The sequence below is a fragment of the Pseudomonas sp. KBS0707 genome (assembly GCF_005937945.2).
In the GTDB taxonomy this organism is placed as follows: domain Bacteria; phylum Pseudomonadota; class Gammaproteobacteria; order Pseudomonadales; family Pseudomonadaceae; genus Aquipseudomonas; species Aquipseudomonas amygdali.
Genome location: NZ_CP041754.1, coordinates 1,008,818 through 1,034,094, shown reverse-complemented (window position 1 = coordinate 1,034,094; position 25,277 = coordinate 1,008,818). Strand labels below are relative to the sequence as shown.

At 57.4% G+C, this 25,277-nt stretch carries 23 protein-coding genes and 2 pseudogenes; 17 read left to right on the top strand and 8 right to left on the bottom strand.

Going from position 1 to position 25,277, the window contains the following annotated elements; genetic code table 11:
• Positions 1–45 precede the first annotated feature (45 nt).
• Both FFH21_RS30990 and FFH21_RS30985 read left to right on the top strand, forming a co-directional pair.
• A pseudogene (locus FFH21_RS30990) lies at positions 46–1,116 on the top strand (methyl-accepting chemotaxis protein); the annotation flags it as partial.
• Between the two features lie 39 nt (positions 1,117–1,155).
• Complete coding sequence (locus FFH21_RS30985) at positions 1,156–2,019, top strand: methyl-accepting chemotaxis protein (RefSeq protein ID WP_371217771.1); 864 nt, start codon at positions 1,156–1,158, stop codon at positions 2,017–2,019.
• A gap of 138 nt (positions 2,020–2,157) precedes the next feature.
• Here FFH21_RS30985 and FFH21_RS04830 read toward each other — a convergent pair whose 3' ends face one another.
• Positions 2,158–2,922, bottom strand: a complete 765-nt coding sequence (locus FFH21_RS04830; RefSeq protein ID WP_011167801.1) for an SDR family NAD(P)-dependent oxidoreductase — start codon at positions 2,920–2,922, stop codon at positions 2,158–2,160.
• 465 nt (positions 2,923–3,387) lie between these two features.
• Between FFH21_RS04830 and FFH21_RS04820 the strand changes: the two genes are divergently transcribed.
• The 8 genes from FFH21_RS04820 to FFH21_RS04785 all read left to right on the top strand — a co-directional run bounded on the left by FFH21_RS04820 (position 3,388) and on the right by FFH21_RS04785 (position 11,531).
• Positions 3,388–4,656 (top strand): OprD family porin, encoded by a 1,269-nt coding sequence (locus tag FFH21_RS04820; protein WP_011167800.1) that lies wholly within the window; start codon positions 3,388–3,390, stop codon positions 4,654–4,656.
• A 191-nt stretch (positions 4,657–4,847) separates the two neighbouring features.
• Positions 4,848–5,675 (top strand): NAD(P)-dependent oxidoreductase, encoded by an 828-nt coding sequence (locus tag FFH21_RS04815; protein ID WP_011167799.1) that lies wholly within the window; start codon positions 4,848–4,850, stop codon positions 5,673–5,675.
• A gap of 56 nt (positions 5,676–5,731) precedes the next feature.
• Positions 5,732–6,667 carry an SMP-30/gluconolactonase/LRE family protein gene (locus FFH21_RS04810; protein WP_011167798.1) on the top strand — a complete coding sequence of 312 codons (936 nt, stop codon included), beginning with the start codon at positions 5,732–5,734 and terminating at the stop codon, positions 6,665–6,667.
• A 56-nt stretch (positions 6,668–6,723) separates the two neighbouring features.
• Complete coding sequence (locus FFH21_RS04805; protein ID WP_011167797.1) at positions 6,724–7,749, top strand: TRAP transporter substrate-binding protein; 1,026 nt, start codon at positions 6,724–6,726, stop codon at positions 7,747–7,749.
• Between the two features lie 62 nt (positions 7,750–7,811).
• Positions 7,812–8,339, top strand: a complete 528-nt coding sequence (locus tag FFH21_RS04800; RefSeq protein WP_002556153.1) for a TRAP transporter small permease — start codon at positions 7,812–7,814, stop codon at positions 8,337–8,339.
• Positions 8,340–9,620, top strand: coding sequence for a TRAP transporter large permease (locus tag FFH21_RS04795; protein WP_005746510.1), 1,281 nt, complete (start codon positions 8,340–8,342; stop codon positions 9,618–9,620). It abuts the gene before it with no gap.
• Positions 9,621–9,703: 83 nt separating this feature from the next.
• Positions 9,704–10,687 (top strand): DMT family transporter, encoded by a 984-nt coding sequence (locus tag FFH21_RS04790; RefSeq protein WP_005733974.1) that lies wholly within the window; start codon positions 9,704–9,706, stop codon positions 10,685–10,687.
• Positions 10,662–11,531, top strand: coding sequence for an aldose 1-epimerase (locus FFH21_RS04785; RefSeq protein ID WP_054072915.1), 870 nt, complete (start codon positions 10,662–10,664; stop codon positions 11,529–11,531). The genes FFH21_RS04790 and FFH21_RS04785 overlap by 26 nt, the downstream gene beginning before the upstream one ends.
• A gap of 32 nt (positions 11,532–11,563) precedes the next feature.
• On the opposite strand, the gene FFH21_RS29900 is transcribed toward FFH21_RS04785, so the two are convergent.
• Complete coding sequence (locus FFH21_RS29900; RefSeq protein WP_230851972.1) at positions 11,564–11,968, bottom strand: hypothetical protein; 405 nt, start codon at positions 11,966–11,968, stop codon at positions 11,564–11,566.
• A gap of 169 nt (positions 11,969–12,137) precedes the next feature.
• Between FFH21_RS29900 and FFH21_RS04770 the strand changes: the two are divergent.
• The 3 genes and pseudogenes from FFH21_RS04770 to FFH21_RS04760 all read left to right on the top strand — a co-directional run bounded on the left by FFH21_RS04770 (position 12,138) and on the right by FFH21_RS04760 (position 15,154).
• Positions 12,138–13,370 (top strand): annotated as a pseudogene (locus tag FFH21_RS04770) (IS91-like element IS801 family transposase).
• A gap of 609 nt (positions 13,371–13,979) precedes the next feature.
• Positions 13,980–14,492, top strand: coding sequence for a sigma-70 family RNA polymerase sigma factor (locus FFH21_RS04765; RefSeq protein WP_004642487.1), 513 nt, complete (start codon positions 13,980–13,982; stop codon positions 14,490–14,492).
• Positions 14,492–15,154 carry a ChrR family anti-sigma-E factor gene (locus tag FFH21_RS04760; RefSeq protein WP_005733971.1) on the top strand — a complete coding sequence of 221 codons (663 nt, stop codon included), beginning with the start codon at positions 14,492–14,494 and terminating at the stop codon, positions 15,152–15,154. Before FFH21_RS04765 ends, FFH21_RS04760 begins: the two co-directional genes overlap by 1 nt.
• Before the next feature lie 21 nt (positions 15,155–15,175).
• On the opposite strand, the gene aroA is transcribed toward FFH21_RS04760, so the two are convergent.
• The 3 genes from aroA to FFH21_RS04745 all read right to left on the bottom strand — a co-directional run bounded on the left by aroA (position 15,176) and on the right by FFH21_RS04745 (position 18,019).
• The gene (gene aroA, locus FFH21_RS04755; RefSeq protein WP_005746506.1) at positions 15,176–16,432 is read right to left on the bottom strand and encodes a 3-phosphoshikimate 1-carboxyvinyltransferase; all 1,257 of its coding nucleotides are present in this window, start codon (positions 16,430–16,432) and stop codon (positions 15,176–15,178) included.
• Between the two features lie 96 nt (positions 16,433–16,528).
• The gene (locus tag FFH21_RS04750) at positions 16,529–17,011 is read right to left on the bottom strand and encodes a PAS domain-containing protein (protein ID WP_002556144.1); all 483 of its coding nucleotides are present in this window, start codon (positions 17,009–17,011) and stop codon (positions 16,529–16,531) included.
• A gap of 3 nt (positions 17,012–17,014) precedes the next feature.
• The gene (locus tag FFH21_RS04745; RefSeq protein ID WP_011167792.1) at positions 17,015–18,019 is read right to left on the bottom strand and encodes a response regulator; all 1,005 of its coding nucleotides are present in this window, start codon (positions 18,017–18,019) and stop codon (positions 17,015–17,017) included.
• Between the two features lie 267 nt (positions 18,020–18,286).
• Here FFH21_RS04745 and FFH21_RS04740 point away from each other — a divergent pair, with 267 nt between their 5' ends.
• The 4 genes from FFH21_RS04740 (at position 18,287) to FFH21_RS04725 (ending at position 21,700) form a co-directional block, all read left to right on the top strand.
• Positions 18,287–18,736: a DUF2384 domain-containing protein gene (locus FFH21_RS04740; RefSeq protein ID WP_004663867.1), complete on the top strand. Its 450-nt coding sequence runs from the start codon at positions 18,287–18,289 to the stop codon at positions 18,734–18,736.
• Positions 18,733–19,194, top strand: coding sequence for an RES family NAD+ phosphorylase (locus FFH21_RS04735; RefSeq protein WP_005777906.1), 462 nt, complete (start codon positions 18,733–18,735; stop codon positions 19,192–19,194). The genes FFH21_RS04740 and FFH21_RS04735 overlap by 4 nt, the downstream gene beginning before the upstream one ends.
• Before the next feature lie 303 nt (positions 19,195–19,497).
• Positions 19,498–21,435, top strand: coding sequence for an S-type pyocin domain-containing protein (locus tag FFH21_RS04730; protein ID WP_011167791.1), 1,938 nt, complete (start codon positions 19,498–19,500; stop codon positions 21,433–21,435).
• Position 21,436: 1 nt separating this feature from the next.
• Positions 21,437–21,700 carry a hypothetical protein gene (locus tag FFH21_RS04725; protein ID WP_004655449.1) on the top strand — a complete coding sequence of 88 codons (264 nt, stop codon included), beginning with the start codon at positions 21,437–21,439 and terminating at the stop codon, positions 21,698–21,700.
• A gap of 452 nt (positions 21,701–22,152) precedes the next feature.
• Here FFH21_RS04725 and FFH21_RS04720 read toward each other — a convergent pair whose 3' ends face one another.
• From FFH21_RS04720 to FFH21_RS04710, 3 genes are all read right to left on the bottom strand, one after another.
• Positions 22,153–23,355: a murein transglycosylase A gene (locus tag FFH21_RS04720; protein WP_011167790.1), complete on the bottom strand. Its 1,203-nt coding sequence runs from the start codon at positions 23,353–23,355 to the stop codon at positions 22,153–22,155.
• Between the two features lie 170 nt (positions 23,356–23,525).
• The gene (locus FFH21_RS04715) at positions 23,526–24,011 is read right to left on the bottom strand and encodes a GNAT family N-acetyltransferase (protein WP_004655458.1); all 486 of its coding nucleotides are present in this window, start codon (positions 24,009–24,011) and stop codon (positions 23,526–23,528) included.
• Positions 24,012–24,101: 90 nt separating this feature from the next.
• Positions 24,102–25,205 carry an IS5-like element ISPsy19 family transposase gene (locus FFH21_RS04710; RefSeq protein WP_011167789.1) on the bottom strand — a complete coding sequence of 368 codons (1,104 nt, stop codon included), beginning with the start codon at positions 25,203–25,205 and terminating at the stop codon, positions 24,102–24,104.
• Positions 25,206–25,277 lie beyond the last annotated feature (72 nt).

The following is a 25,277-nucleotide window of genomic DNA, read 5'->3' as shown; positions in this document are numbered from 1 at the left end:
CGATAGTGTCTGTATACCACCCCATTCCCCCCTGACCTGTATGCCATGCCTTTCAGGGGCTCTACTGCTTTTAAATGGCTGTTGTTGGAGAATTCAATGAGTAGCTGGTTTGCAAACATCAGCGTCAATATGAAACTGGCCCTCGGTTTCGGTCTAGTACTTGTTTTTACTGCGATTCTTGCGCTGACTGGCTGGACCAGCATGAGCGGACTGATCAATCGCAGCAACTGGATGAGTGACATTACTTCGCTCAACTCCCAGTTGACCAAACTGCGTGTGACCCGTCTGCAATACATGGTCGCTGACGGCGACGAGAAAGTCGCAGAGACCGTTCAGATCTCGCTGGACGGCTTCAAGAACTATCAGCAAAAGCTGCTGACCTCGTTCAAAAGTCCCGAAAACGTGAAAATGCTCAAGCAACTGGGAGTGGTGATCGCTGACTACCAGAAATCGCTGAACAACATGCGCGGCGGGTACAAGGCCAGCATTGTGGCGCGTGATGAGCTGAGCACGAATGCCGGCAAAAGCATTGATGTGTTTGAGCTGCTTCAGGCTGAAGTGAAAAAAATGGACCCTGCCGATGCCAATCGGTTCGAGCAATACCAGATCGTCACCGATGCAAAGGAAAACCTCAGGCTCGCGCGTTATGAGGTGCGTGGCTACACCACCAACCCTACGGCAGAAACTGAACAGACCGCCGTTGCAAGGCTGGATTCTGCCATCAAGGATCTGGACACGCTGAAAACGACGTTCAGCGGCACCCAGGCTGATCAACTCAAGCAGCTGGAAACCTCGTTGGCCGCGTACCGCAAATCCCTGCAGAGCTTCAAGGCCGCAACTGCCGACATCGCTCAGGCTCGTAAGGAGATGACCGTACAGGGCCAGGATATCGTCAAGATCAGCGAAGCCATGTACCAACTGCAACTGGATCGCCGCGATCAGGAAAGCGCACAGGCTCGCACCACGCAGATCACCTGTACGCTGCTGGCAATTATTCTGGGCATGATTGCAGCGGTGATCATCACCCGGCAGATTACCCGTCCATTGCAGGAAACTCTGGCAGTGGTCGACCGTATTGCATCAGGTGACCTGACCCAGACCCTGGCAGTCACTCGTCGTGACGAGTTGGGCGTTCTGCAGCAAGGCATTCAACGCATGGGCAGCACCTTGCGCGAGCTGATTGGCGGTATCCGCGACAGCGTTGTGCAGATTGCCAGTGCCGCCGAAGAGCTGTCAGCGGTTACCGAGCAGACCAGCGCCGGCGTCAACAGCCAGAAAGTCGAAACCGACCAGGTGGCCACCGCCATGCATGAGATGTCGGCAACGGTTGCAGAAGTGGCTCGTAACGCCGAACAGGCGTCGCAGGCAGCGTCCAACGCCGACCGCGAAGCGCGCGACGGTGACAAAGTCGTGGGCGAAGCGATTGTGCAGATCGAGCGTCTGGCCAACGAAGTGGGTCGCTCGGCCGATGCCATGAACCAGCTGGAGCAGGAAAGCGACAAGATCGGCAAGGTCATGGACGTCATCAAGGCTGTGGCCGAACAAACCAACCTGCTGGCCCTCAACGCAGCCATCGAAGCGGCCCGCGCCGGGGAAGCAGGGCGTGGTTTTGCCGTGGTTGCCGACGAAGTCCGCGGCCTGGCACAACGCACGCAGCAGTCCACAGTCGAGATTGAAACACTGGTTGCAGCCCTGCAAAGCGGCACGCGCCAGGTGTCCAGCATCATGCTCAGCAGCCGCGAACTGACCGTCAGCAGCGTACAGCTCAGCCGTCAGGCGGGTACATCGCTGGGCAGTATTACCCAGACGGTCTCCAACATTCAGGCAATGAACCAGCAGATCGCTGCCGCAGCCGAGGAGCAGAGTGCCGTAGCTGAGGAAATCAGCCGCAGCATCGTTAACGTCCGCGATGTGTCCGAGCAAACCGCCTCGGCCAGCGAAGAAACCGCTGCCTCCAGCGTCGAACTGGCACGCCTTGGCGGGCAATTGCAAACGATGGTCAGCCACTTCCGGATCTGACCTCCCGTAGCAACCTTCAAGCCCGGCTTTTGCCGGGCTTGTTTGTTTCAGGCAGGTGTAAACACAGGTTTGCATTCAACGTAGCGAAGCAGCCCGGAACGTTTCCGGGCTGCGGGCATATGACCCTCGTCGACGGCATCAAGCCTGCGGCGGCTGTCCGTTGGACGCGGACAATCCGCCATCCACCGGCAAATTCACGCCGGTCACGAAGCGTGCGTCTTCACTTGCCAGGAAGGCAATGACATCGCCGACATCTTCAGCTTCGCCTGGACGCCCCAGCGGGATGCGCTCCATGAATTTTGCCATCAGTGCCTTGTCGCCAAGCATGTCTTCAGTCAGTTCGCTGCGAGTCAGTGACGGGCAGACGGCGTTGACGCGCACACCGTCGGCACCGTGGTCCATCGCCAGCGCGCGGGTGAAATTGGTGATTGCGCCTTTGGCCGCGTTGTAGAAGCTCATGCCCCAGTCGCCGCCCAGGCCGGAAACCGACGAGACGTTGATGATGTTGCCTTTGCTGGCGATCAGCGCCGGCATGGCGGTGCGGGTGCAATAGAACACGCCGTCCAGGTCCACGGACATCAGCTCTTTCCAGTCCTCTATGCCCAGCTCGGTCACTTTGCCGGACTTGACGATGCCGGCATTGTTGACCAGCACATCCAGACGCCCGAAATGCGTGGCGACTTCCTTGAACAGCGCTTCCACATCGCTGGGGTTCGCCACATCGGTAGCACGGACCAAATGCCCTTCGCCCGCCAGTTGCATGGCCACTTTGTCGAGTTTGTCGCGATTACGGCCGACCAGTACAACGCTTGCACCTTCCTGGGCAAAACGCTTGGCGGTGGCTTCGCCGATCCCGGAACCAGCCCCGGTCACGACAACAACTTTCTGGGTGAAACGATTCATGCAGCAGCTCCAAAAAAATAATGGGGTTATGAGGTGGACTGCCCGGTTGCACACAGCGTTCAGTCCAAATCATTCACTGCCTTATGAGGGGTTAAAAATCAGGTGAATCGGTAAACCTCGACTAACAGCGCGTTGACAAACCGAGGCCGCGCTGCAAATATCACCGCGGTTGTACGACAACCTATAACGCCAAAAATAAAAACAAGACTGGGCCAACCATGAAAACTCTCGTCTGTACGTCTGCTCCACCGATTATCGAAGCCTCATCTGTTCCGACAGTTTCGCAGCACCCGACATCCTTTCAGATTCATAACATTCGCTGATACATGGCGAACGGTACTCGGCCGTCTGTCGGTCGAGGCCATGCCTGGCAACAGGCATCACGTAATCCTCAAAGGTGTCGGCTGCTGCTTGCGCGCGGCCAGAAAAGAGGACGGTTTCGATAAACAAGGGAGCAAAACAATAATGACATCTCACACTTCCCGCTCACGCATCCTGCTGGGTGTTGGCGGCATGACACTGATTTTCCCGATGCTCGGCATGGCAGAGGGTTTCGTCGACGATACCAAAGCCACACTTACGCTGCGTAATGCGTACTTCAACCGCAACTTCACCAACCCGGCCTTCCCCAACAGCGCAGCTTCGCAGAGCAAAGCCGAGGAATGGACACAAAGCTTTATTCTCGACGCCAAGTCGGGCTTCACCCAGGGTGTGGTCGGTTTCGGGGTTGACGTGCTGGGCCTGTATTCGCTCAAGCTCGATGGTGGCAAAGGCACAGGGGGCACTCAGTTGCTGCCGATCCACAGCGACGGTCGCCCGGCCGATGATTTCGGCCGTCTCGGCGTTGCAGGCAAGGCGCGGGTTTCCAAAACCGAACTGAAAGTCGGTGAATGGATGCCGGTGCTGCCAATTCTGCGCTCCGATGACGGTCGTTCGTTACCGCAGACTTTCCGCGGTGGTCAGGTGACGTCCAAGGAGATCGACGGCCTGACGCTGTATGGCGGGCAATTCCGTGGCAATAGCCCGCGCAACGATGCAAGCATGGAAGACATGTCGATGAACGGCCGAGGCGCGTTCACGTCCGATCGCTTCAACTTCGGCGGCGGCGAGTATGTCTTCAACGACAAGCGTACCCAGGTAGGTGTCTGGTACTCGGAGCTGCAGGACATCTACCAGCAGCAGTTTTTCAACCTGCTGCACAGCCAGCCGGTCGGCGACTGGACCCTGGGGGCCAACCTGGGTTACTTCATCGGCAACGAAGACGGAAACAAACTGGCCGGCGACCTCGACAACAAGACCGCTTACGCATTGCTCTCGGCGCGCTATGGCGGCAGCACGTTCTATGTCGGCCTGCAAAAGCTCACCGGCGATACGGCGTGGATGCGCGTCAACGGCACCAGCGGCGGCACGCTGGCCAACGACAGTTACAACTCCAGTTACGACAACGCCAAGGAGAAGTCCTGGCAGTTACGCCATGACTATAACTTCGCAGTGCTCGGCGTACCCGGCCTGACCCTGATGAACCGCTATATCAGCGGCGACAATGTGCATACCGGCAACATCACCGACGCCAAGGAATGGGGACGAGAATCTGAACTGGCGTATACCGTACAAAGCGGTGCACTCAAGAACCTGAACGTCAAATGGCGCAACTCCAGCCTGCGTCGCGATTTCAGCACCAATGAGTTCGACGAGAACCGCGTGTTCATCAGCTACCCTATTTCGCTGCTGTGAAACCTGTGGCGAAGCCTGCCTGAAAGCCCATCTACAGGGGCAGGTTTTGCCTTGTTACAAATGTGTCTGCACAGGCGGGCACACAGGTCGTTTTTATACTTTGGCCGCGTTGACAATCAGCGTATGCGGTGCCGATAATTCGGCAAGTCATACGACAACAGATGACAAAAATAACAATCGGGACTTTTCTCATGGCATCGGCTCATACCACTCAAACTCCCTTCAATCGCCTCCTGCTGACCGGTGCGGCAGGTGGCTTGGGCAAGGTCTTGCGCAAAACACTGCGCCCCTACGCAAACGTGCTACGCCTGTCCGACATTGCCGAGATGGCACCGGCGGTAGACGACAGTGAAGAAGTTCAGGTCTGCGATCTGGCTGACAAGGACGCCGTATACCGCCTGATCGAAGGTGTGGACGCGATAGTGCACTTCGGCGGTGTGTCAGTCGAACGGCCGTTCGAGGAAATCCTCGGTGCCAACATCTGCGGTGTGTTCCACATCTACGAAGCGGCCCGTCGTCATGGCGTGAAACGCGTGATCTTCGCCAGTTCCAACCACGTGATCGGTTTCTACAAACAGACCGAAACCATCGACGCACACTCCCCTCGCCGCCCGGACAGCTACTACGGTCTGTCCAAGTCTTACGGCGAAGACATGGCCAGCTTCTACTTCGATCGTTACGGCATCCAAACCGTCAGCATCCGCATCGGCTCGTCGTTCTCTGAACCGCAGAACCGTCGAATGATGAGCACCTGGCTGAGCTTTGGCGACCTGACTCAGTTGATCGAGCGCTCCCTGTACACGCCAGACGTTGGTCATACTGTGGTCTACGGTGTTTCGGACAACAAGACCGTATGGTGGGACAACCACTTCGCCAGCAAACTGGACTACACCCCCAAAGACAGCTCGGAAATTTTCCGCGCCAAGGTTGAAGCCCAACCGGAGCCTGCGGCTGACGACCCGGCGATGGTTTATCAGGGCGGTGCGTTTGTGGCCTCCGGCCCCTTCGGCGATCAATAAACAGCCCCTTCCGACTACAGAACTCTGGTTGCAGAACGTTGGAGATACGACCTGTCATGGATGCCGAACTGATTGTAGATGCACAAAACGCCACTGGCGAAAGCCCGGTCTGGAGTGCACATGACCAAGCGTTGTACTGGGTGGATATTCCAAAGGGCACCTTACTGCGCTGGAGCCTCGCCGATGGCAGCATACGCAGCTGGAAAGCGCCGCAGATGCTGGCCTGCATCGCAGCCGACAGCCGCGGCGGCTGGAAAGCGCCGCAGATGCTGGCCTGCATCGCAGCCGACAGCCGCGGCGGCTGGATTGCGGGGATGGAAGACGGCATTTATCATCTGCAGCCCTGCGAAGACGGCAGCCTGATCAGTACTCTTCTGGCAAGCGTCGAACATGCACAGACAGGCATGCGCTTCAACGATGGCCGATGCGACCGGCAAGGACGCTTCTGGGCCGGCACCATGCTGATGGACATGGCAGCAGGCGCAGGGGTAGGTGCGATGTATCGCTACAGCGCCGGGCAGAAGACACTCGATGCACATTTGAAGGACTTCATTGTCCCCAACGGCCTGGCGTTCAGCCCGGACGGCAAGACCATGTACCTGTCCGATTCGCATCCCAGCGTGCAGAAGATCTGGGCTTTCGATTACGACACTGATAGCGGTACGCCGCACAACCGTCGCCTGTTCGTGGACATGAACCACCACTTGGGCCGCCCTGACGGTGCAGCAATCGACACCGATGGCTGCTACTGGATTTGCGGCAATGACGCGGGCCTGATCCACCGTTTTACGCCCAACGGAAAACTCGACCGCTCGCTGGTCGTGCCGGTTAAAAAACCGGCCATGTGCGCTTTTGGCGGCCCCAATCTCGATACCTTGTTCGTAACGTCCATTCGCCCGGGTGGCGATATCAGCGACCAGCCATTCGCCGGTGGTCTGTTCGCTTTGCGCCCTGGTGTCAAAGGCCTGAAGGAACCCGAGTTTCAGGGCTGACAGTGCCCAACGAAAATCCCATAGCTCGACCAAAAATAACAAAATCGGAGATATCCATGGATTTCAAACGCAAGCTTCTCATCGCTGCACTTCCATTGGCCTTCTGCGTGTCAGGCATGGCTCAGGCAGAAGTCAAAATCAAGTTCGCCGAGGTTCACCCCGCAGGCTACGCGCCGGTCGTGGCGGAACAGAACATGGGCAAGAAACTCGAAGAGCAATCCAAGGGCGAGATTACCTTCAAGATGTACGCTGGCGGCGTGCTCGGTTCCGAGAAGGAAGTCGTTGAACAGGTCCAGAGTGGTGCCGTGCAGATGACCCGTGTCAGCCTGGGCATCGTCGGCCCGGTCGTGCCGCACGTCAACGTCTTCAACCTGCCGTTCGTGTTCCGTGATCAAGCGCACATGCGCACGATTATCGACGGCGAGATCGGCCAGGAAATTCTCGACAAGATCACCAACTCGCAATTCAACATGGTCGCACTGGCCTGGATGGATGGCGGCACCCGCAACCTGTACACGAAGAAACCGGTACACCAGATTTCCGACCTCAAAGGCATGAAGATCCGTGTTCAGGGCAACCCGGTATTCATCGAAACCATCAACGACATGGGCGGTAACGGCATCGCCATGGCCACTGGCGAAATCTTCAGCGCCCTGCAAACCGGCGTGATTGATGGTGCGGAAAACAACCCGCCGACCTATTTCCAGCACAACCACTACCAGAACGCGAAGTTCTTCACGATTACCGAGCACTTGATTCTGCCCGAGCCCATCGTGATGGCGAAAGCTACCTGGGAGAAGCTCAAGCCGGAACAACAGGCGCTGGTGAAAAAGCTCGCGCGTGAAGCTCAGATGGAAGAGCGCGCGCTGTGGGACAAGTCTTCGGCCGACGCAGAAACCAAACTCAAGGCAGCAGGCGTGGAGTTCATCACCCTGACGCCGGAGCAGAAGAAAGCCTTCTACGACGCCACCCAGCCGGTGCGTGACAAATTCGGTGCGCCTTACAAGGATTTGATCAGCCGCATCGAAGCGGTCCAGACCAATCCGGCACTGGCTGCACCCGGTACCCAAGCGGCCCAATAAGCCTGTCCGATTATGCTGCGCGAATGAGTGAAAGCTCGTTCGCCGCCGCAGTGGTGAGCCCAATGAAAAATACGCTATTGCGCATCAACGACACGATTTATCGGGTCTGCATCGGCATTGCCGGTCTGTCGGTGCTGATCATGACCCTGATCATCCCCTGGGGCATCTTTGCCCGTTACATACTCGGCAGCGGCTCCAGCTGGCCGGAACCCACGGCCATTTTGCTGATGGTGGTATTTACCTTCTTCGGCGCTGCCGCCAGTTACCGCGCCGGTGCACATATGGCCGTTTCGATGGCCGTGGACCGTATGCCGCAACAGGTGCGTCGCAGCGCCTCGATGGTCGTGCAGATCCTGATGGCAATCGTGGCCCTGTTCATGATCTTCAAGGGCTTCAAGCTGTGCGCTACCACGTGGAATCAGTTTGTCGGCGAGCTACCGTTTCTGAGGGTCGGCATCACTTACCTGCCAATCCCCATCGGCGGCATCGTAACCCTGATTTTCGTATTGGAAAGACTGTTTCTGGGCGACCAGAGTCATCGCGCGGTGATGCGCTTCGATGTCATTGAAGAAAGCGAAGGTGCCGCATAAATGGACGCTTTTATACTGCTGGGCAGCTTCATCGCATTGATCCTCATCGGCATGCCTGTCGCCTATGCGCTGGGGCTTTCGGCCCTGATAGGCGCCTGGTGGATCGATATTCCAGCCGATGCGCTGATGATCCAGATTGCGGGCGGCGTGAACAAGTTTTCGCTGCTGGCGATTCCATTCTTCGTGCTGGCCGGGGCAATCATGGCCGAAGGCGGCATGTCACGACGGCTGGTCGCCTTTGCTGCTGTGCTGGTGGGTTTCGTGCGCGGTGGGCTGTCGCTGGTCAACATTGTGGCATCCACTTTCTTCGGCGCGATTTCGGGTTCCTCGGTGGCCGATACCGCTTCGGTAGGCTCAGTGCTGATCCCGGAAATGGAACGCAACGGCTATCCTCGGGACTTCTCGACGGCAGTGACCGTCAGCGGCTCGGTTCAGGCCTTGCTGACGCCACCCAGCCATAACTCGGTGCTCTATTCACTGGCGGCAGGCGGTACGGTATCGATTGCTTCGCTGTTCATGGCCGGGATCATGCCGGGTCTGTTGCTCAGCGCAGTGATGATGGGCCTGTGCATGATTTTCGCGCGCAAGCGCAATTACCCCAAGGGTGAAGTGATTCCGCTGCGCAAGGCGCTGAAAATTGCCGGTGAAGCGCTCTGGGGCATGATGGCCATGGTCATCATTCTCGGCGGCATTCTGTCGGGTATTTTCACCGCCACCGAGTCGGCCGCCATTGCCGTGCTCTGGGCGTTCTTCGTCACCATGTTCATCTATCGCGACTACAAATGGCGCGATCTGCCCAAGCTGATGCACCGGGCCGCACGGACCATTTCCATCGTGATGATCCTCATCGGTTTTGCCGCCAGCTTCGGGTACATCCTGACGCTGATGGAAATCCCGATGAAGATCACCACGGCGTTCCTGACCCTTTCGGACAACCGCTACGTGATCCTGATGTGCATCAACGTCATGTTGCTGCTGCTGGGCACTGTGATGGACATGGCCCCGCTGATTCTGATCCTGACTCCGATCCTGTTGCCGGTCATCGTCGGTGTCGGCGTTGACCCAGTGCATTTCGGCATGATCATGCTGGTCAATCTGGGGATCGGGCTCATAACACCGCCGGTGGGTGCGGTGCTGTTCGTCGGTGCCGCGGTGGGCAAAGTCACTATCGAAGCCACCGTGAAAGCTTTGCTGCCGTTCTACGTCGCGCTGTTTTTGGTGTTGATGCTGGTCACCTACATTCCCGCCATCTCGTTGTGGCTGCCGAGCGTCGTGCTCTAACGTCATCAGTTGCAACGCTACCGGAGCGCTTGAAACCGCTCCGGTATGCACCTCTGTTGTCCAGCCAAGGAGGCTGGTTGCGTATGTCTGCCCCTGCCCTGTTCCCCCGCCACATTGCCGTGCTGATCCTGGCATTGCTGGCCTGTTCGTTTGCCGGCAACCACATTGCGGCACGCATCGCTTTCGATCATGACACCGGCTTGCTGCTAGCCATTCTCTGCCGCTCCGGCGTCACCCTGCTGGTGCTGGTCAGTCTGGTGCTCTGGCAACGTGAAAAGCTCAGTCTCCCTGCCAGCACCTGGCGCTGGCAATTGCTTCTGGGCTTGCTGATCGCGACTCAGAGTTTTTGCATTTATTCGGCGGTAGCACGTATTCCGGTGGCTCTGGCATTGCTGGTGGTCAACGTCTCGCCGATTCTGCTGGCGCTGTTGACCTGGGCACTGGGCGGCGCAAGGCCCACACGACGTGCCGCAGGCCTGATGGCGTTGATTCTGTTCGGCCTGACGCTGGCGCTGGATGTGCCGCAGCGGCTGTCAAACCCTGGCAGCAGCGAACCGCAGTGGCTGGAAGGTATCGCCTATGCGTTTACCGCAGCGGTGGTGTTCGCCTTTGCGCTATGGATCACCGACAACAAACTGGCCAGCATGCGCGGCACTGTGCGCAGTATGCTGACCATGGTCGTGGTGTTCGCTGCGGCTGCGCTGGCCGGTGCCAGTGGCCTGTTGCCCGGTGGCGTGGATCTGCCTTCAAGCCGCATCGGCTGGACTGCGCTGGCCAGTCTGGTGGTGCTCTACGGGTTGGGCTTTTCGCTGCTGTTCATCTGCATGGCACGGCTGGACATCGCCCGCAACGCGCCGGTGATGAATATCGAGCCGGTGGCAAGCCTGCTGTTCGGCTGGCTAATTCTTGATCAGTTACTCAGCAGCGGCCAGGTCATCGGCGGGCTGATCGTCGTCAGCGGTATCGTCCTGCTGACCTGGCGGCGCGCCACGCCATCTGCCTCTCAACCATCCAGCCCATCATCCAAGAAGGTTTTGCATCATGCCCGCGAACGTACTGACCCTTGAAGATGGCCTGACCCGCCTCACTCTGGCTCCCGACATCGGTGGCAGTATCGTCAACTGGACCGTATTGGCCAGCGGGCACCCCCTGCTGCGCCCGAGCGACGAACAGGCACTGGCTGCCGGTACACCTCGCCGACTGGCCTGCTACCCGCTGGCGCCTTGGTCGAACCGGATAGGCAATGGCGGTTTCGACACGCCGGATGGCTGGCTCGCACTGGCCGCCAACAGCGCCAACGACCCGTTGCCGATTCATGGCAGCGCCTGGCAACAGGTCTGGAGTGTTATCGAGCAGACCGCAGAGCAGGTCTGCCTGCAACTCGACAGCCAGACGCCGTTCGCCTACCGCGCGCAACTGCGCTACACCCTGCAAGACGGCAAGCTGAGCATCGAACTGACCACCACCCACCTGGACAGTCGCGCCGCCTGGCACGGGCTGGGCTTGCACCCTTACCTGCCGCGCACGCCTCACACACGCTTGCAGGCCAAGGCTGCGCAGGTATGGATGTGCGACGACGCTGGCTTGCCTGCCAAGTTGCAGGACTTACCCGCCGAGTGGGACTTCCGGCACAGCAATACGCTGCCTGAAGCACGACTGGACAACGGCTTCACCGGCTGGGACGGCCTGAGCATCATCAGCCAGCCGGACCTGGGCTATGAGCTGCACTGTCAGGCCACTGGCAGCGACTACTTTCTGATGTTCTGCCCGCCGGGGTTGGGTTTCTTCTGCTTCGAGCCGGTCAGCCACCCAGTCAACGCACATCATTTGCCCGGCCGGCCGGGATTGAGCCTATTACGTCAGGAGGAGTCGATGGAGTTGACGATCAGTCTGCATTACAAGCCCTTGTAGCAGCTTTATGCGTGCATGCTCCATGCCTTTCGTTACGGGGTAATCAACAGTGTTGAAAGACCGCTGACGCTGGTAACGCCGGTGGCGGTGTCGCAGCCGTTGTTCAACGTTGACTGAAGATTGCCAAGTAAAAATGTACTTGTCGCATTGGCGCCTTTATAACGGCCATCCACAATTGCCCCGACACCAACAATGGTCGTGTTCAAAGTACCAATATTATTGATCGTCGCGTTGAACTTGTAAGTGCTGGTAACTCCATCGCTCCAGCTAATGACCCATGTTCTGCTGGACGTTGGTAGCAGTAACGACTCGCAGGAAAACGTAGACTGGAAGCTTTCGCTGGACGAAGCGCTGGTAACCAAAGGGAATGAGAGCGAAACACACGTGTTCCAACTGCTCATCGTCGATACAACAATCGTCTGACTGGTGTTGGTCAATCCTGGCGACCAGTTTGTAGTATGGGTTCCTGTACAGGTAACCAGATTTACAGCCTCAGCCTGAACTCGCGAACAGGGCAGCCTGCGGCTGCAAATCGCCCGTTCTTACGATCGCGTAGCAGCAGAAACATCGATTTGAGCTTTGCCATGAGGCCCGTTATTGACCATCATGAAGCCTGCTTACCCACCGCTGCTGCTTCAGATGAGTCCTGCCTACACACCTCGACCGCTCAAAAACCTCTTCACCGCTAACCAGTGCTGGGCACACCTCCTCGAGGAGGGCGGCTTACGCGACATCGAAGTCGAGTCCGTCACCAAAATGCTCGCCTGCGGCACCTCGATACTGGGCGTCAAACACTACACCTGCGGCAACCACAGCTGCCCGCACGTCAAATACCTGTGCAACACCTGCCATTGCCGGGCCTGTCCCTCCTGCGGCAAAAAGGCCACCGACCAGTGGATCACCGTGCAAAACAACCGTCTGCCCGACTGCCCCTGGCAGCATCTGGTGTTCACGCTGCCCGACACGCTATGGCCCCTGTTCTTCTACAACCGCTGGCTGCTCGATGCGCTGTTTCGGCTGGCGGCCGATAACCTGATCTACGCCGCCAAGCGGCGCGGTTTGCGCGTCGGGATTTAAGGGGCGCTGCACACCTATGGCCGGCGGCTCAACTGGCATCCCCACGTCCACCTGTCGGTGACCGCGGGCGGCCTGGATGAGCAGGGCGTCTGGAAAAATCTGTCGTTCCACAAAGAGGCCCTGCGGCGGCGCTGGATGTGGCTGGTGCGCGATTACCTGCTGGGACAGCCGCTTTCGCAACTGACGATGCCGCCGCCGCTGGCCCACATCCTCTGTGAAAGCGACTGGCGCCGTTTGATACTGACCGCTGGTGGCCAGCACTGGCACATCCACTTGTCGAAGAAGACGAAAAACGGCCGAAAGACCGTCAATTACCTGGGCCGCTACCTGAAAAAACCGCCCATCTCGGGCAGTCGTCTGGCGCATTACACCAACGGGGCCACGTTGAGCTTCACCTACCTGGATCACCGCACACAGACCTATCAGCAGGAAACGCTGAGCCAGGCCGACATGCTTTTCCGGGTGGTGCAGCACATCCCGGAAAAGCATTTCCGGATGATCCGGTATTTTGGTTTTCTGGCCAATCGGGTCTGCGGGCAGTACCTGCCAAAGGTCTATGAAGCACTGAAGATGGCGACGCCAGGACCGACACCGAAGCTGTATTTTGTGCAGATGGCCAAAGCCTTTCTAAACGTCGATCCGTTCCGCTGCGTGCTGTGTGGCGCGCGGATGGTATACACGGCGGCAATCAGCGGGCTGACGGTGCAGGGACTGAACCTCAACGCTCAGGCGATTGCGCAGATGAGGTACGTGAAGCCCTGACAGGGCCTAGGTGCGTCCGCACCTAGGCTTCGCGGTGAAATAACCTGCATTAATGCTTGTTGATAGGGATTTTCACTGCATAAGTAACGCATCAGCGTCTTCCTACCCATCGCTTTGAAGGCATGACGCCTCCGTCATAGCGTCAGCCTGATGCATAGGCATTTTGAAATTCCTATGCATCAAGGTGCAAAAAGAAGCCCCATACAAATGATAACCAGCAGTACACACGCCGCCTTGGCCAGCGTAGATGAAGCACGTGCAACGTGAGTGTCCATAATGGTCTCCCTGACCTTGATAGCATCCAGATCACAGGTTAAGCAGCCAGCTGCTCATAGCGCTACTGGCAGAAATGACAGCGACTGTCTGCATGACTGGCCCGTGGTCATTGTCATGGCCGCACCTGTAAAATTCCTCCACGCCGCTCGTCATATCCTGTGATCCACTCCCCATCCCGTTGCGTAACACCTCTGCATTGCGAACCAAAACCAGACAATGGTGATCAGAAGGTGGATCATGCGCACTACTGCCAGTCTCAGGACCTTCTGTCACTTGTCCCCCCCTCACAGCGAATCGACAATAACCCGACTTTGGATTGATGAAGTCGCCGCCGTGGCCCGCCAGAGGGACCGCGAAAGCTTCATGCGCATTTACGATCACTTCGCGCCGCGCCTTTTACGTTATCTGACCGGGCTGAATGTGCCTGAGGGGCAAGCCGAAGAATTGGTGCAGGAAGTGCTGCTCAAGCTGTGGCACAAGGCCGATTCCTTCGACCCGACCAAGGCCAGCCTGGGGACATGGCTGTTTCGCATCGCCCGCAACCTGTACATCGACAGCGTGCGCAAGGACCGCGGCTGGGTGCAGGTGCAGAATTCGCTGGAACAACTCGAGCGCCTGGAGGCACCGGTAGATCGAACGCTCGATTACAGCCAGCGCCAGGAGCAACAACTGAACATTGCCATTCAGAACCTGCCCACCGATCAGGCTCGGGTATTGCGAATGTCTTATTTTGAAGCGCTCAGCCATCGGGAAATTTCCGAACGCCTTGGTATGCCACTGGGCACGGTGAAATCGTGCCTGCGCCTGGCGTTTCAAAAATTGCGTTCGCGGATAGAGGAATCATGATGAGCCCACGACATCATCCGGATGACGCGACGCTGGTCAGCTATGCAGCAGGGGCGCTGTCGCAGGTCCTTGCGGTGGTGACTGCGGCGCACCTTGAACGCTGTGCCGAGTGCCGTGCGCGACTCAGGCAAGCCGAAGAGATTGGCGGTGTATTGATGCAGCAGCACACCAGCAGCGTGGTGCCGCTCAAGGGCAGGTCAGCAATGCTGGCGCGCCTCGATGAACGGCAAACGGGCGCTGAGCCGGCAATGTATTCGACGCCGGCAGCCAATCAGGACCCGGACTTGCTGCCTGTCTGCATGCACGCGCATTTCGGTCGGCAACTGAGCACACTGAAGTGGAAGACACTGGTTCCTGGCGTGCAACGAGTACGTGCGCAAGGTATTGAACAAGGCAACCTGATGCTGCTGAAAATCGCCCCCGGCGTCAGCATGCCGGTGCACAGCCATGAAAGCGGCGAGATGACTATGGTGCTCAAGGGCGCGTATCACGACATACAGGGAGCGTTCGCGCTCAATGATGTGGCCGATCTGGACAGCCACATCCAGCACCAGCCCATCGCTTACCCTGACCGGGAATGCATCTGCGTACTGGCGACAGAATCAAGGCTGCGCTTTCACGGGCTGCTGGCGCGGATGATGCAGCCGTTCTTCGGGATCTGAAAAACGGCTCCATAGCTGCTCTCAGCGCTGAACACGCACCCCCAGCGAAGCCAGTGCATCCCAGTAACCCGGGTAGGTCTTGCCGACGCAATCTGGGTCGAGAATGCGAATACCGGCAATCTTCAAGCCTGCCAGCGCAAAACACATGGCGATGCGATGGTCGGAGTGGGTGTCAATCAATGCGTCTACCGTGGTGCCTGCCAGCGCCGGGTTGGCGTGCACCAGCAGGTCGTCGCCCTCCTCTACAGCAAGGCCCGGCGCGATGGCACACAGGCCGTGGGACAGTGCTGAAATACGGTCACATTCCTTGACCCGCAGGTTGGCGATGCCGACAAAGCGCACTGGCTGACGGTTGAAGGCGGCGAGTACCGCCAGCGTCGGAATCGCGTCCTGCATTTGCGAACCGTCGATCACGGCAGGCATGTTCGGGAAGCTTGCGATGATCTGACTGGCCAGGGCATCAGGCTGAGTGAATGCGTCGCTGGCCACGCCGAGGTCGATATCGCCCTCGGTCAGTGCTTGGGCGGCCCACAGGTAGGTGGCCGCCGATGCATCCGGTTCGATATGGAAGTCCGTAGCGCGATAACCAGTGGCCGAGACTTTCCAGGCGGTTTCGCCGATGGCCTGAACCTCGGCGCCGAAGGCCTGCATGGCCGCCAGGGTAAGGTCGACGTAACCACGTGCGCCAATCTCGCTGCCGGTCAAGGCGACTTCGACCGGGCCCTTGCCGCAGGCTCCGGCCATCAGCAACGCTGACACGTACTGGCTGGACAGGTTGCCATCGATTTCAATACGTCCGGCTTCCAGACCGCCTTTGCCCTTGATCGCCACCGGCGGGCAGCCACTGGGCGCACTGACCTCCACACCCATGCGCTGCAAGGCATCGACCAGCGGGCCGATCGGGCGCTTGCGCATGTACTCGTCGCCGTCGACCACAAAGTCGCCTTCGAAGTTGGCCAGTGCAGCGGTCAGAAAGCGCGTTGCGGTTCCGGCGTTACCGAGAAACAGTGCCTGCTGCGGTGCCTGCCAGTGGCCGCTGCTGGTGACCACGAAGGTGCTGTCATCCGGCTCGTCGACCTGCACGCCCATCAGACGCAGTGCTTCGGACATCACGCGGGTGTCGTCACTCTTCAGCGCGCCGGTCAGGCGGCTGGTGCCTTTGGCCAGCCCGGCCAGCAACAATGCGCGGTTGGTGATCGACTTGGAGCCCGGCGGGCTGACGCGCCCGACCAGCGGGCGCTCGACAGGCAAAACAGTGAGGGTGGCTTGAGGTCGCATGATGTCCCTGAGCGTCAGCGGAAAAATCGCGATCCTAGCACGAGCGGGATCAAGCCCGCAGTGCGGTTTTGCTGCCCCAACGGGCCAGACAGCCGTTTACTTTTGTTCAGCACCCGACAGTTGCTGCAGCTTGTCATTGGCTGCCTGCAATTGATTGCGGTTGGCTGCCACGTCGGTGACGTCATAGATCACCAGGCACACATGGCTGATCGCCCCGGTGGTTGAACGCAGCGGAAACAGCGTGGTGTTCTGGTACATGAACTCTTCGTGCCCGGTGATCGGCTGGTAATTCTTGAAGCGCACCAGATACGGCCGCTGTTCCCAGATGGTGAATGCCGGTGTGCCAAGGGTCACGACGTTATCGATTTTCTTGCTCAGCCATTGGCGGTTGACCTCCGGAAACAACTCGAAGAAGGTCTTGTCGATGGCCACATAAGGCACCACGCCAGAGCGGTTTTCCATGAAAGTATTCCAGACCGTCACCCGATAGTTCAGGTCCAGCACCACAATGCCTACGTCAATGTTCTGCGTGACGGCCAGCAACCAATGGAGCTCGTTGATTTCGATAGCGTTGCTCATGGGTCAGCTCATCATGTAGGCGAGTTTTTTGGTAAGCAGCTCGACCGAGTCTTCGGTGAACAGCATCAACAGATCGAAATGAATGTTATGGCCTTCTACGCTGTAACTGATTTCAACCGCCAGGGTCTTTTTCCAGCGCTGCTGATTAATACGAATAAGCTCGTCGATGCCACCCTGCGCGCCCAGCAACTGTGGATGGCCTTGCGAAAACGCGATGTCGATCTGCTCGGCAATACCGCTCAGGCAGGCACCGATCAGGATCGTGGACAGGTCCAGAAGCATCTCCATGTTGGAGCTGTCGGAGTTATCGTCGCCCATCAGTTTCGACATGCCGGATATTTCCGAGTCATGGAAAATCAGCAGCGCTTCACCTGCAATGCCGCCACCGATGTAGCCCTGACACACCGCCGTCAAACGCTGATCAGCGTGGGCATCGGCCAGCGCCATGTGCAACTCGCCGACTTCGAGCATGTTGACGTTGGGCACCGGCAACTGCACGAACACGCCCAGCACCTTGGCCAGCAACGCCGCAGCGCGGCCCATGGCAACGTTGATGGTTTCGCGGAAGGCATCCTGAAAGCTGATCACCCCGCCCTTGTTGTTGAGGGCCGGCAGCGCAACAGGTGACACCGCCGGCTTGCCCAGCAGGCCCAGGCGTTCCAGCGTGCTCTTGAGTTCGTCCGGGTCGGCAGGTTTTTTCAGAAACGCCAGCGCGCCCAGCTCCATGACCCGGCGCACCGCTTCGTCCTGCACGTCACCCGACACCACAATCACCTTGGTGTCGAGGTTTTCGGCACGAATCGCCGTCAAGGTCTGGTAACCGTCCATCACCGGCATGGTCAGGTCGAGCAGCACCACTTGGCCCTGGCCTTTACGGATAGCTTCCAGACCTTCCTGCCCCTGGGTAGCGAGCGTTACCGATACATCCCAATCAGCAGGCAGGGCACGCAAAAGCTGCTTTCGCGCCATGTTCGAGTCATCGCATATCAATAGTGCAAGCGTGGACATCGTGTGGTTCTCACTGCAAAAAAATCAGGCTGACAACGGCGGACAGCACGTATACGTTCGACAGCACTATCGAAATCGACTGACACTGAGCCTATAACGCTCGATCAGCAACATTCAAACTAAACCTATAGCCTTAAGTCGGCGATGTTTGCAGTTTCTGTAATTTAAGTCGCTTTCTGTTGCTGCAAATCACTACCGCGACCACCCAAACCAGCCTATTATCAAGTGATAGATTTAATAGCAATCACTCGATAGACAGGTGTGTCCATGTCTCTTCCTATAAGCGACTACCATCCGGCCCTGCCCCGGCAGGACGATTTCTGGCAGCATCTGGGTATTCCGGCCCGTGGCACGCGCCTGTACTCGGCGCTGCACGACGGTTTGCCGTATGAAGTATTCGAGCGTCTGGCGCATTACACCGACCTGAACCGCTCGACCCTGGCCGAGCATCTGGGCATCGCTCCCGCCACCTTGCAGCGACGCCTCAAGGTGCGCCGCTTCAATGCCGAGGAAAGCGATCGGCTGTTCCGCCTGGCAGCGGTTTACAAAGCAGCGCTGGACCTGTTCGAAGACGATGCCGAAGCGACCCGTCTGTGGCTGGCCAACCCGGTCTATGGGCTGGGCAATCGCAGGCCGCTGGAAATGCTCGCTACCTCGGCCGAGGCGCAGGCAGTGCTCGACCTGATCGGTCGGCTGGAACACGGTGTCGTGGCGTGATTGCAGTCTATCGACTGGTAAAGCGCAAATGGCTGGCTCAGGCGTTCGACGGTGAAGGCGCCAAGCTCTATGGCGGACGCTGGAACAGCAAAGGCAACGCCTGCGTGTACTGCGCAGGCAGCGAATCGCTGGCGCTGCTGGAAGTGCTGGTGCACCTGGGCAACGCTGGCGTGGCCCGACATTACGCGATGCTTGAGCTGCAGATTGGCGAAGAGCACATCCTCAATGCACGGCCGGACACCCTGCCCCCCGACTGGCGCGAAGAGCCCGCACCACCGGCAACAGCCTCGTTCGGCGACGACTGGCTTGCCTCGGGTCAGAGCCTGGCACTGGCCGTGCCCAGCGTGATCATCCCGCGTGAATCGAATTACCTGCTCAACGTCCAGCACCCGGAATTCCTGGCCGTTGTGGCAACGGCCAAGGAGCTGGAGTTTGTGGTTGATCCGCGTTTGGGGTGAGTTGACTGAACGGTTAGCTCGGCTATGGGAGGCTCTTGCTGCCACATGGGTTTAAAGCAATGTACGCCGCGACCAATGCATTCAGCACCTGATGTAACGCCTGAACACTGCGATGGATTATAAAACCGGCAACACTACGTGCGGCCGCTGACCAGTCCTACATCAGCATGCGCTTCAATCGCGTGCCTGAAAGCCTGAACAAAAAAACAATTACCTATAACTATATACCGCACTTCGTGACTATTAATACTACCTAATATCAAGGAGATATCATTCGGCTAATTAAACCTTAAGGATAAGCACATGCCGCAAAACGTCATTACTCTTCCACCCACCATCGTAACACCTGGCCAGCCGTTGCCCAGGCCATTAGGCCCGCTATCGGGAGCCGGAGTAATCGCCAGACCGCTGCGATGGGACGGCACTATTCCTGCAAACCATGAGATGGATGCATTCTTCAGTAAAAGGGGTATAAGAAACGAGCAGTACACGATATCCATTATCGTGACGGCCTCTTCAACACAGCGAAATATCGATCAGTCTTACATAGACTTTTTGCCCCTCCTTCCGGCTGACGTTGACGCGGAAATATCTGCCGGCGTAGGAGACTACCCCTTCTCTGAGTTAGAAAAGTCTACGATTGAAAAAAACGTGGTGGACAGCCTGATTTCACAGCGCGCTGCTGAGTTAGCCAAAAGCAACGAAGGCGCTCATGCTTTCTTTGGCAGGCATGCATTGGCGGTAGATATTAAAAAAAACGCTGTGGATTTTTTAAATATCTTTCAAACAAGAAGAGACCTGGGCTCTCCCCTTGACGTTTATAAAAGCTGGGAAGCCTCAGTTACAGCAGGCTACAGAGCAAAAATTCTTGAAGAGAAAATCAGGATTCTCACAGAGAGGTCTGTATCACTGAGCCATACTATTGCTGCAGCGCAGGCCAGGGAGGACGAACGTATCGCGGCAGAAACCGAGTCGACGAGGCTGGCCGTTGAAGCTGCAGAGCACGCTCGACTTGCTGCCGAAACCGCTGAACAAGCTCGTATGGAGGCGGAGGCAGAGGCGCAGGTCCAGCGTGACGCTGACGAGCACGCGCGCGTGACGGCAGAAGCTCAAGCGCTAGAAGCGGGCAAGACGCTCAAGCTCCAGGAAGCTGCTACACCGCAGTTGGGTGCAGTTGCAGGAGTCATTTCCGTTACAGCAGGATCCGGCCTCTTTCTGGACGCTACCATTCAAGCCGCTATCGAAATATTAACGGCTCTCGCAGGCACGGCTGTCAGCGCTACCACAGCCGTAGGCATCGGCACGTTGCTGTACTCCCCTTCGCTTGGCAATGGAGAGTTACCGGGAAGAATGCTGGACCTTCCGGCCAGGGTTCTTATGCCTGATCTGCCCGACGCCTTGAATGACGTGGCGGCAACAGGTGGAACGATCGATATGCCCTATAGAATTTACGGCGATCGGTCGAAGTATTCAGTCGTGGCAACACAAGCCGAAGGCGGATTTTCTCCCAGGGTGCCTGTGAGGGCTCTGACACTGGACCCAGTGGCCAACGCCTACACATTTACCACTTCGGACACCCCGCCCATCACCTTGACGCTTCCAATCGCAGCACCTGGAAACAGCTCAACGACGACAGTGGCGCAACCAGTCGAAACTCCGGCGTACGCTGGAATTACACTGGAGCCTATCGAGGTGAAGGGCGAACCTTTACCCGGCACCAGCCAGATGGACATTCGGGATGCCATTTACGTTTACCCGTTAAATTCGGGTCTGCCTCCGGTCTATGTGGTGTTCAACAGCCCCTATGACGGAGCAACGACCAGAGGGGAGCATAGCGGTCGAATGTACGATCCTGAAAAAGCGGGCGGCCCCACCCAAAACCTCGACTGGACAACCGCCTCAGTCACTCAGGACGGCATTGATCTCGTTAAGCTGCACACAGGCCGATTCGGGGCATCAGATGCAAATACTATAATGATTGATCGTCTGGAGAAAATTTTGCGGGGCGAGTTAGTCGTGACGGATACTGATAAAATATTTTACACCCACGAGCTCAGGGAATTGGAACGTTACAGGGCACTGGGGGTGGCTGATGGCGTGCAAGGTAACGTATGGAATAACGCTCATACGGCAGCCCTTGAGGATTACAGAATTAACGAAAACCGTGATTTTCTTTACACCGAAGCGGCTCAATCGGCTGGTGACAGACAAGATCATGCTGACGCATTGAGAGGCCTATAAAATGACTAACATCAAAGACATTATCATTAACGAAACCGTCGCAGATGTATTGGCGGTCCTTGCTCTAAATTCATCCCAACCACGAATAGACAGACTCTACACCGCTTATAAATTTGAAGCTCTCCAGTCCGGTGAACTCTGGGGCACTTATACCAGACTTTTCCGTGAAGGCATTCTGGCGTTAGATGAAAATGGTCGCACGGCTAAAGGACCTAACTGGAAAGAGCCCGCTTTCATCGCTGAGAAAAAATATACTTTTCAATAAACTTCACCACATCTAAAGAGCGCCCGACTTCGACCGGGCGTTCTTCCATCTAGAGCTTGATATAGTAACCGTGCCTCGAATAGCGTATGCCCTACGTCTATTTTACAGTTACATCTGACTTGTCGACCCCCCGATTCCGCTCGGAGATTTCCCATATGAGCAGGTTGGATGGCGTCTGGCGGAATGCAGGGTGTAGAAGTAGGACAGGTATGCACGATCCCTGTGTAAAAGCCTCAATACCAACACGTAATATCATTATGATGCCCCCCATAATCCGATGTATTTCTTCCCTGATTTACATATGAACGTTAAGTTTTCTTTTCTGTATATATTTCTGTCTCTGAAAAACGTGCATTTGGCTGTTTCAAATGCGTTTGGAAGGAAAACGGGGGTTCTCAATGGATAGCTACCTATCCATTGAGCAGGACGGTAGCTATCGAGGTGAGAGGATGTCAGTGACTGGCAGGAGCCGGGGTTGTTGCAGGAACTGTTTCCGTGGACTGAGGCAGTGGCATGCCCTTGGGCCACAACAACCAGATATTGCCTTTCTGTTTCATATCGCCTGCCAGCTTGCCCGCTTCATCTCCCGTGCCCCAGAACAGATCGGCGCGTACCTCACCGGCAATCGCACCGCCTGTGTCCTGCGCCGCAACCGGGCGCACCACGCTGCTTCCATCCGGCCGTGTGGTGGAGAGCCAGAGCAGACTACCCAGAGGGATCGCCTTGCGATCGATGGCTACGCTGTAGCCCGGTGTCAGCGGCACGTTGAGCGAGCCGCGCGGGCCTTCATTGCTGTCGGGGTTACGGGCAAAAAACACATAGCTGGGGTTGCTGGCCAGCAACTCGCTGACCCGCTCCGGATGCGCTTTGGCCCAGGCTGCGATGCTGCCCATGGTTACGTCTTCCTTCTTCAACTGGCCCTGCTCCACCAGCCAGCGACCAATCGCGCGATAAGGGCGACCGTTCTGATCGGCATAGCCCAGACGCAGCTGCGAGCCATCCTCCAGACTCACCCGCCCGGAGCCCTGAACCTGCAGGAACTGCACATCCATCGGGTCGGTCAGCCAGGCAATCACCGGCGCATTCAACCCCTGCGCGTTGATCGTCGCGGCATCGTCGTAAGGCTTGAGCACCCGCCCCTCAAGCCGACCGCGCAAGCGCTTGCCCTTGAGTTCGGGATAAATGCTGTCCAGATTGACCACGATCAGATCGTCCGGAATGCCGTAAACCGGCACGTTAGCCGTGGCGGTCTGAGTCAGGCTGCCAGGGTAGACAGGCTCGTAATAACCGGTGATCAGGCCATCGGCACTGCCGCCATCAGCGCGCAGGCTGTAGACCTGCAACTGACTCTGCAAAAACGTGCGGATCTGCGCCGCATCCGGAGCCGCCACAAGGCTGCCCGCCGCCGCACAGGTCGGTCCCCACACGGCATCAGCCTTCAGACGAACACACGCACTGCGCCATGAGGCAAACCCGGCTTGCAAGTCGGCGTCCGACACGGCTGGCAGCGCGTCCCAACCAGCCTGGCTATAAGTGGTGTGTGGCGGTGCAGGCGGCGTCACCGGCTTATCGGACTTGTCACACGCGGTCAGCAGGGCAGCCAGCGGCAAAGCCAGCGCCAGCCCCCGAAACCATGGCTTGAAAGAGAGCATCATCAGCAGCAATCCTTTTACAGCCCACAGCAGGCTGGAGGGTAAAAGGCGTCATTGTGGCTGAAGCGGGCAGAGGGGCCTAGTGGGGAGCTTCATTCATCACCAAAGCCGGGCATATTGCCATCAAGAGCGGGTCTATTGAAGGCCGCTCCTGCCACCCCATTCAGAGCACCTCAGTAGACTGCCGCCATACTGAAAGCATCTATGTATTCACCATCCCGATAGGCAAATTTCCGGTGCGTCCCCTCTATGACAAAGCCATTCTTTTTATAAAGCGCAATAGCAGGCTCGTTATCAACGAAGACGGTAAGCTCCAGGCGTTTTACATTCATCCATCGGCAGGCGGTTGCAGACAGCTCTTTCAATAATTCGTCGCCAATGCCCTGGCGATGATGACCGTCTGCGACCCCCATCCAGAAATCAGCTACGTGCTGCCTTCGCCCCTGAAAGCGATAGAGCATGGCGCACCCGACAACGATGCCATCTCGCTCGGCAACCAGGGATAGGCCTGAAGCGCTGCGACCTTCAACAAGTTTTTTTATGTCGTTGACTGACTGGTATGGCATCCGAAGCGTCCACCAACGGAACACCGGCTGTTCAAAAATCTGAGCCAGCGAAGACCAGTCACTGTCTGCCATCGCACGAACGATCAAACTCATTTCAGACTCCTTGCCAGACCTGTTCCGTCCGGACTCAGACGCATTCTGATTGTCGATACAACCCGCCATGCTTAGAGGGTGTAGACAAAATCATGTAGTGAGTCGGCGCGCGAGTATTCGAGCCTCGGCCAACCAAACCCATGCCTCGCTTACCGCAAAAAGGCGATCATGATGCATGATCAGTCGCCGAGCTCTCTCATTCCAGGCATGAGTTCGCTCCACTACCCATCGCTTGGGCATGACCACAAATCCAGTCTGAACAGGCTCCACGGAAAATAGATCGCCTTGTTCAGAGTGCCATTGCCCTGTTCTTCTGTTATTCGGGCCACGGATCACTTGAACATCGATAGCGTGCAGTTGATGGGTGCGCTGTGCCCATTTTCCTGCGTACGCACTATCAACAAAAAGCGTGCTCAGTGACGGATATTTTTCCTTCGAGTACGCCACCGCATCATCCGCCGCGTCACGATCCTGCACGCTTGCAGCACTGATACTGACAGCCAGCAGCAGGCCCAATGTATCGACAATCAGACTTCGTTTACGCCCCTTGACTTTTTTTTCCGCGTCGTAGCCGCTGTCACCGCCTTGAGGAGAACTGCGGGTCGACTGTGAATCCAGGATCGCTGCTGACGGGCTGTCAGCGCGTTCTTCCCGCTCACGCCATTGAGCTCGCAAGCGATCATGCATTTGCTCGAACTTGCCTTGAGCGCTCCACCGGCGGAACGTTTTGTAGACATTGTCCCAATGAGGAAAATCGCGGGGTAGCATTCGCCATGAGCACCCCGTGCGTACGACATAGCAACAGGCTTCCAGCAACGTGCGCCGAGAGTGAAGCGGTGGCACTCCTCGTCCGCCCTGGCTTTCAAACAGGTCGGCGACCAGTGCCCACTCGGTATCTGTCAAGCAACTCGGATATAGCTGCTCCGGCAGTTGGCGGCGGTGGGTTTCATTGTAGCCATAGGCTTTATTAGGTTCAGGTGACTGAAAACTTCCCTTGGCCCGCTGCTTTACACGCGTAATCCCTGCCATTTTCAACGCTTTTGCAAAGGTGTCGGGATGCGCAGTGATACCGGTTTCGGCGAAGAATACGAGCGCCAATTCGGCCTGGCTGGAATAGGGCTGTGCATGAGCGAGTTTCACCAGCACGGGATAGTGCTCGGCGGCAATCGAGCGAGGACGTCCGGTTTTAGGCATGGCTTGAGGGCTATTCAGACAAGGGAGTGAAAGTTTAATTTATTTTGTCTACACCCTCTTAGCGCCCGGCGT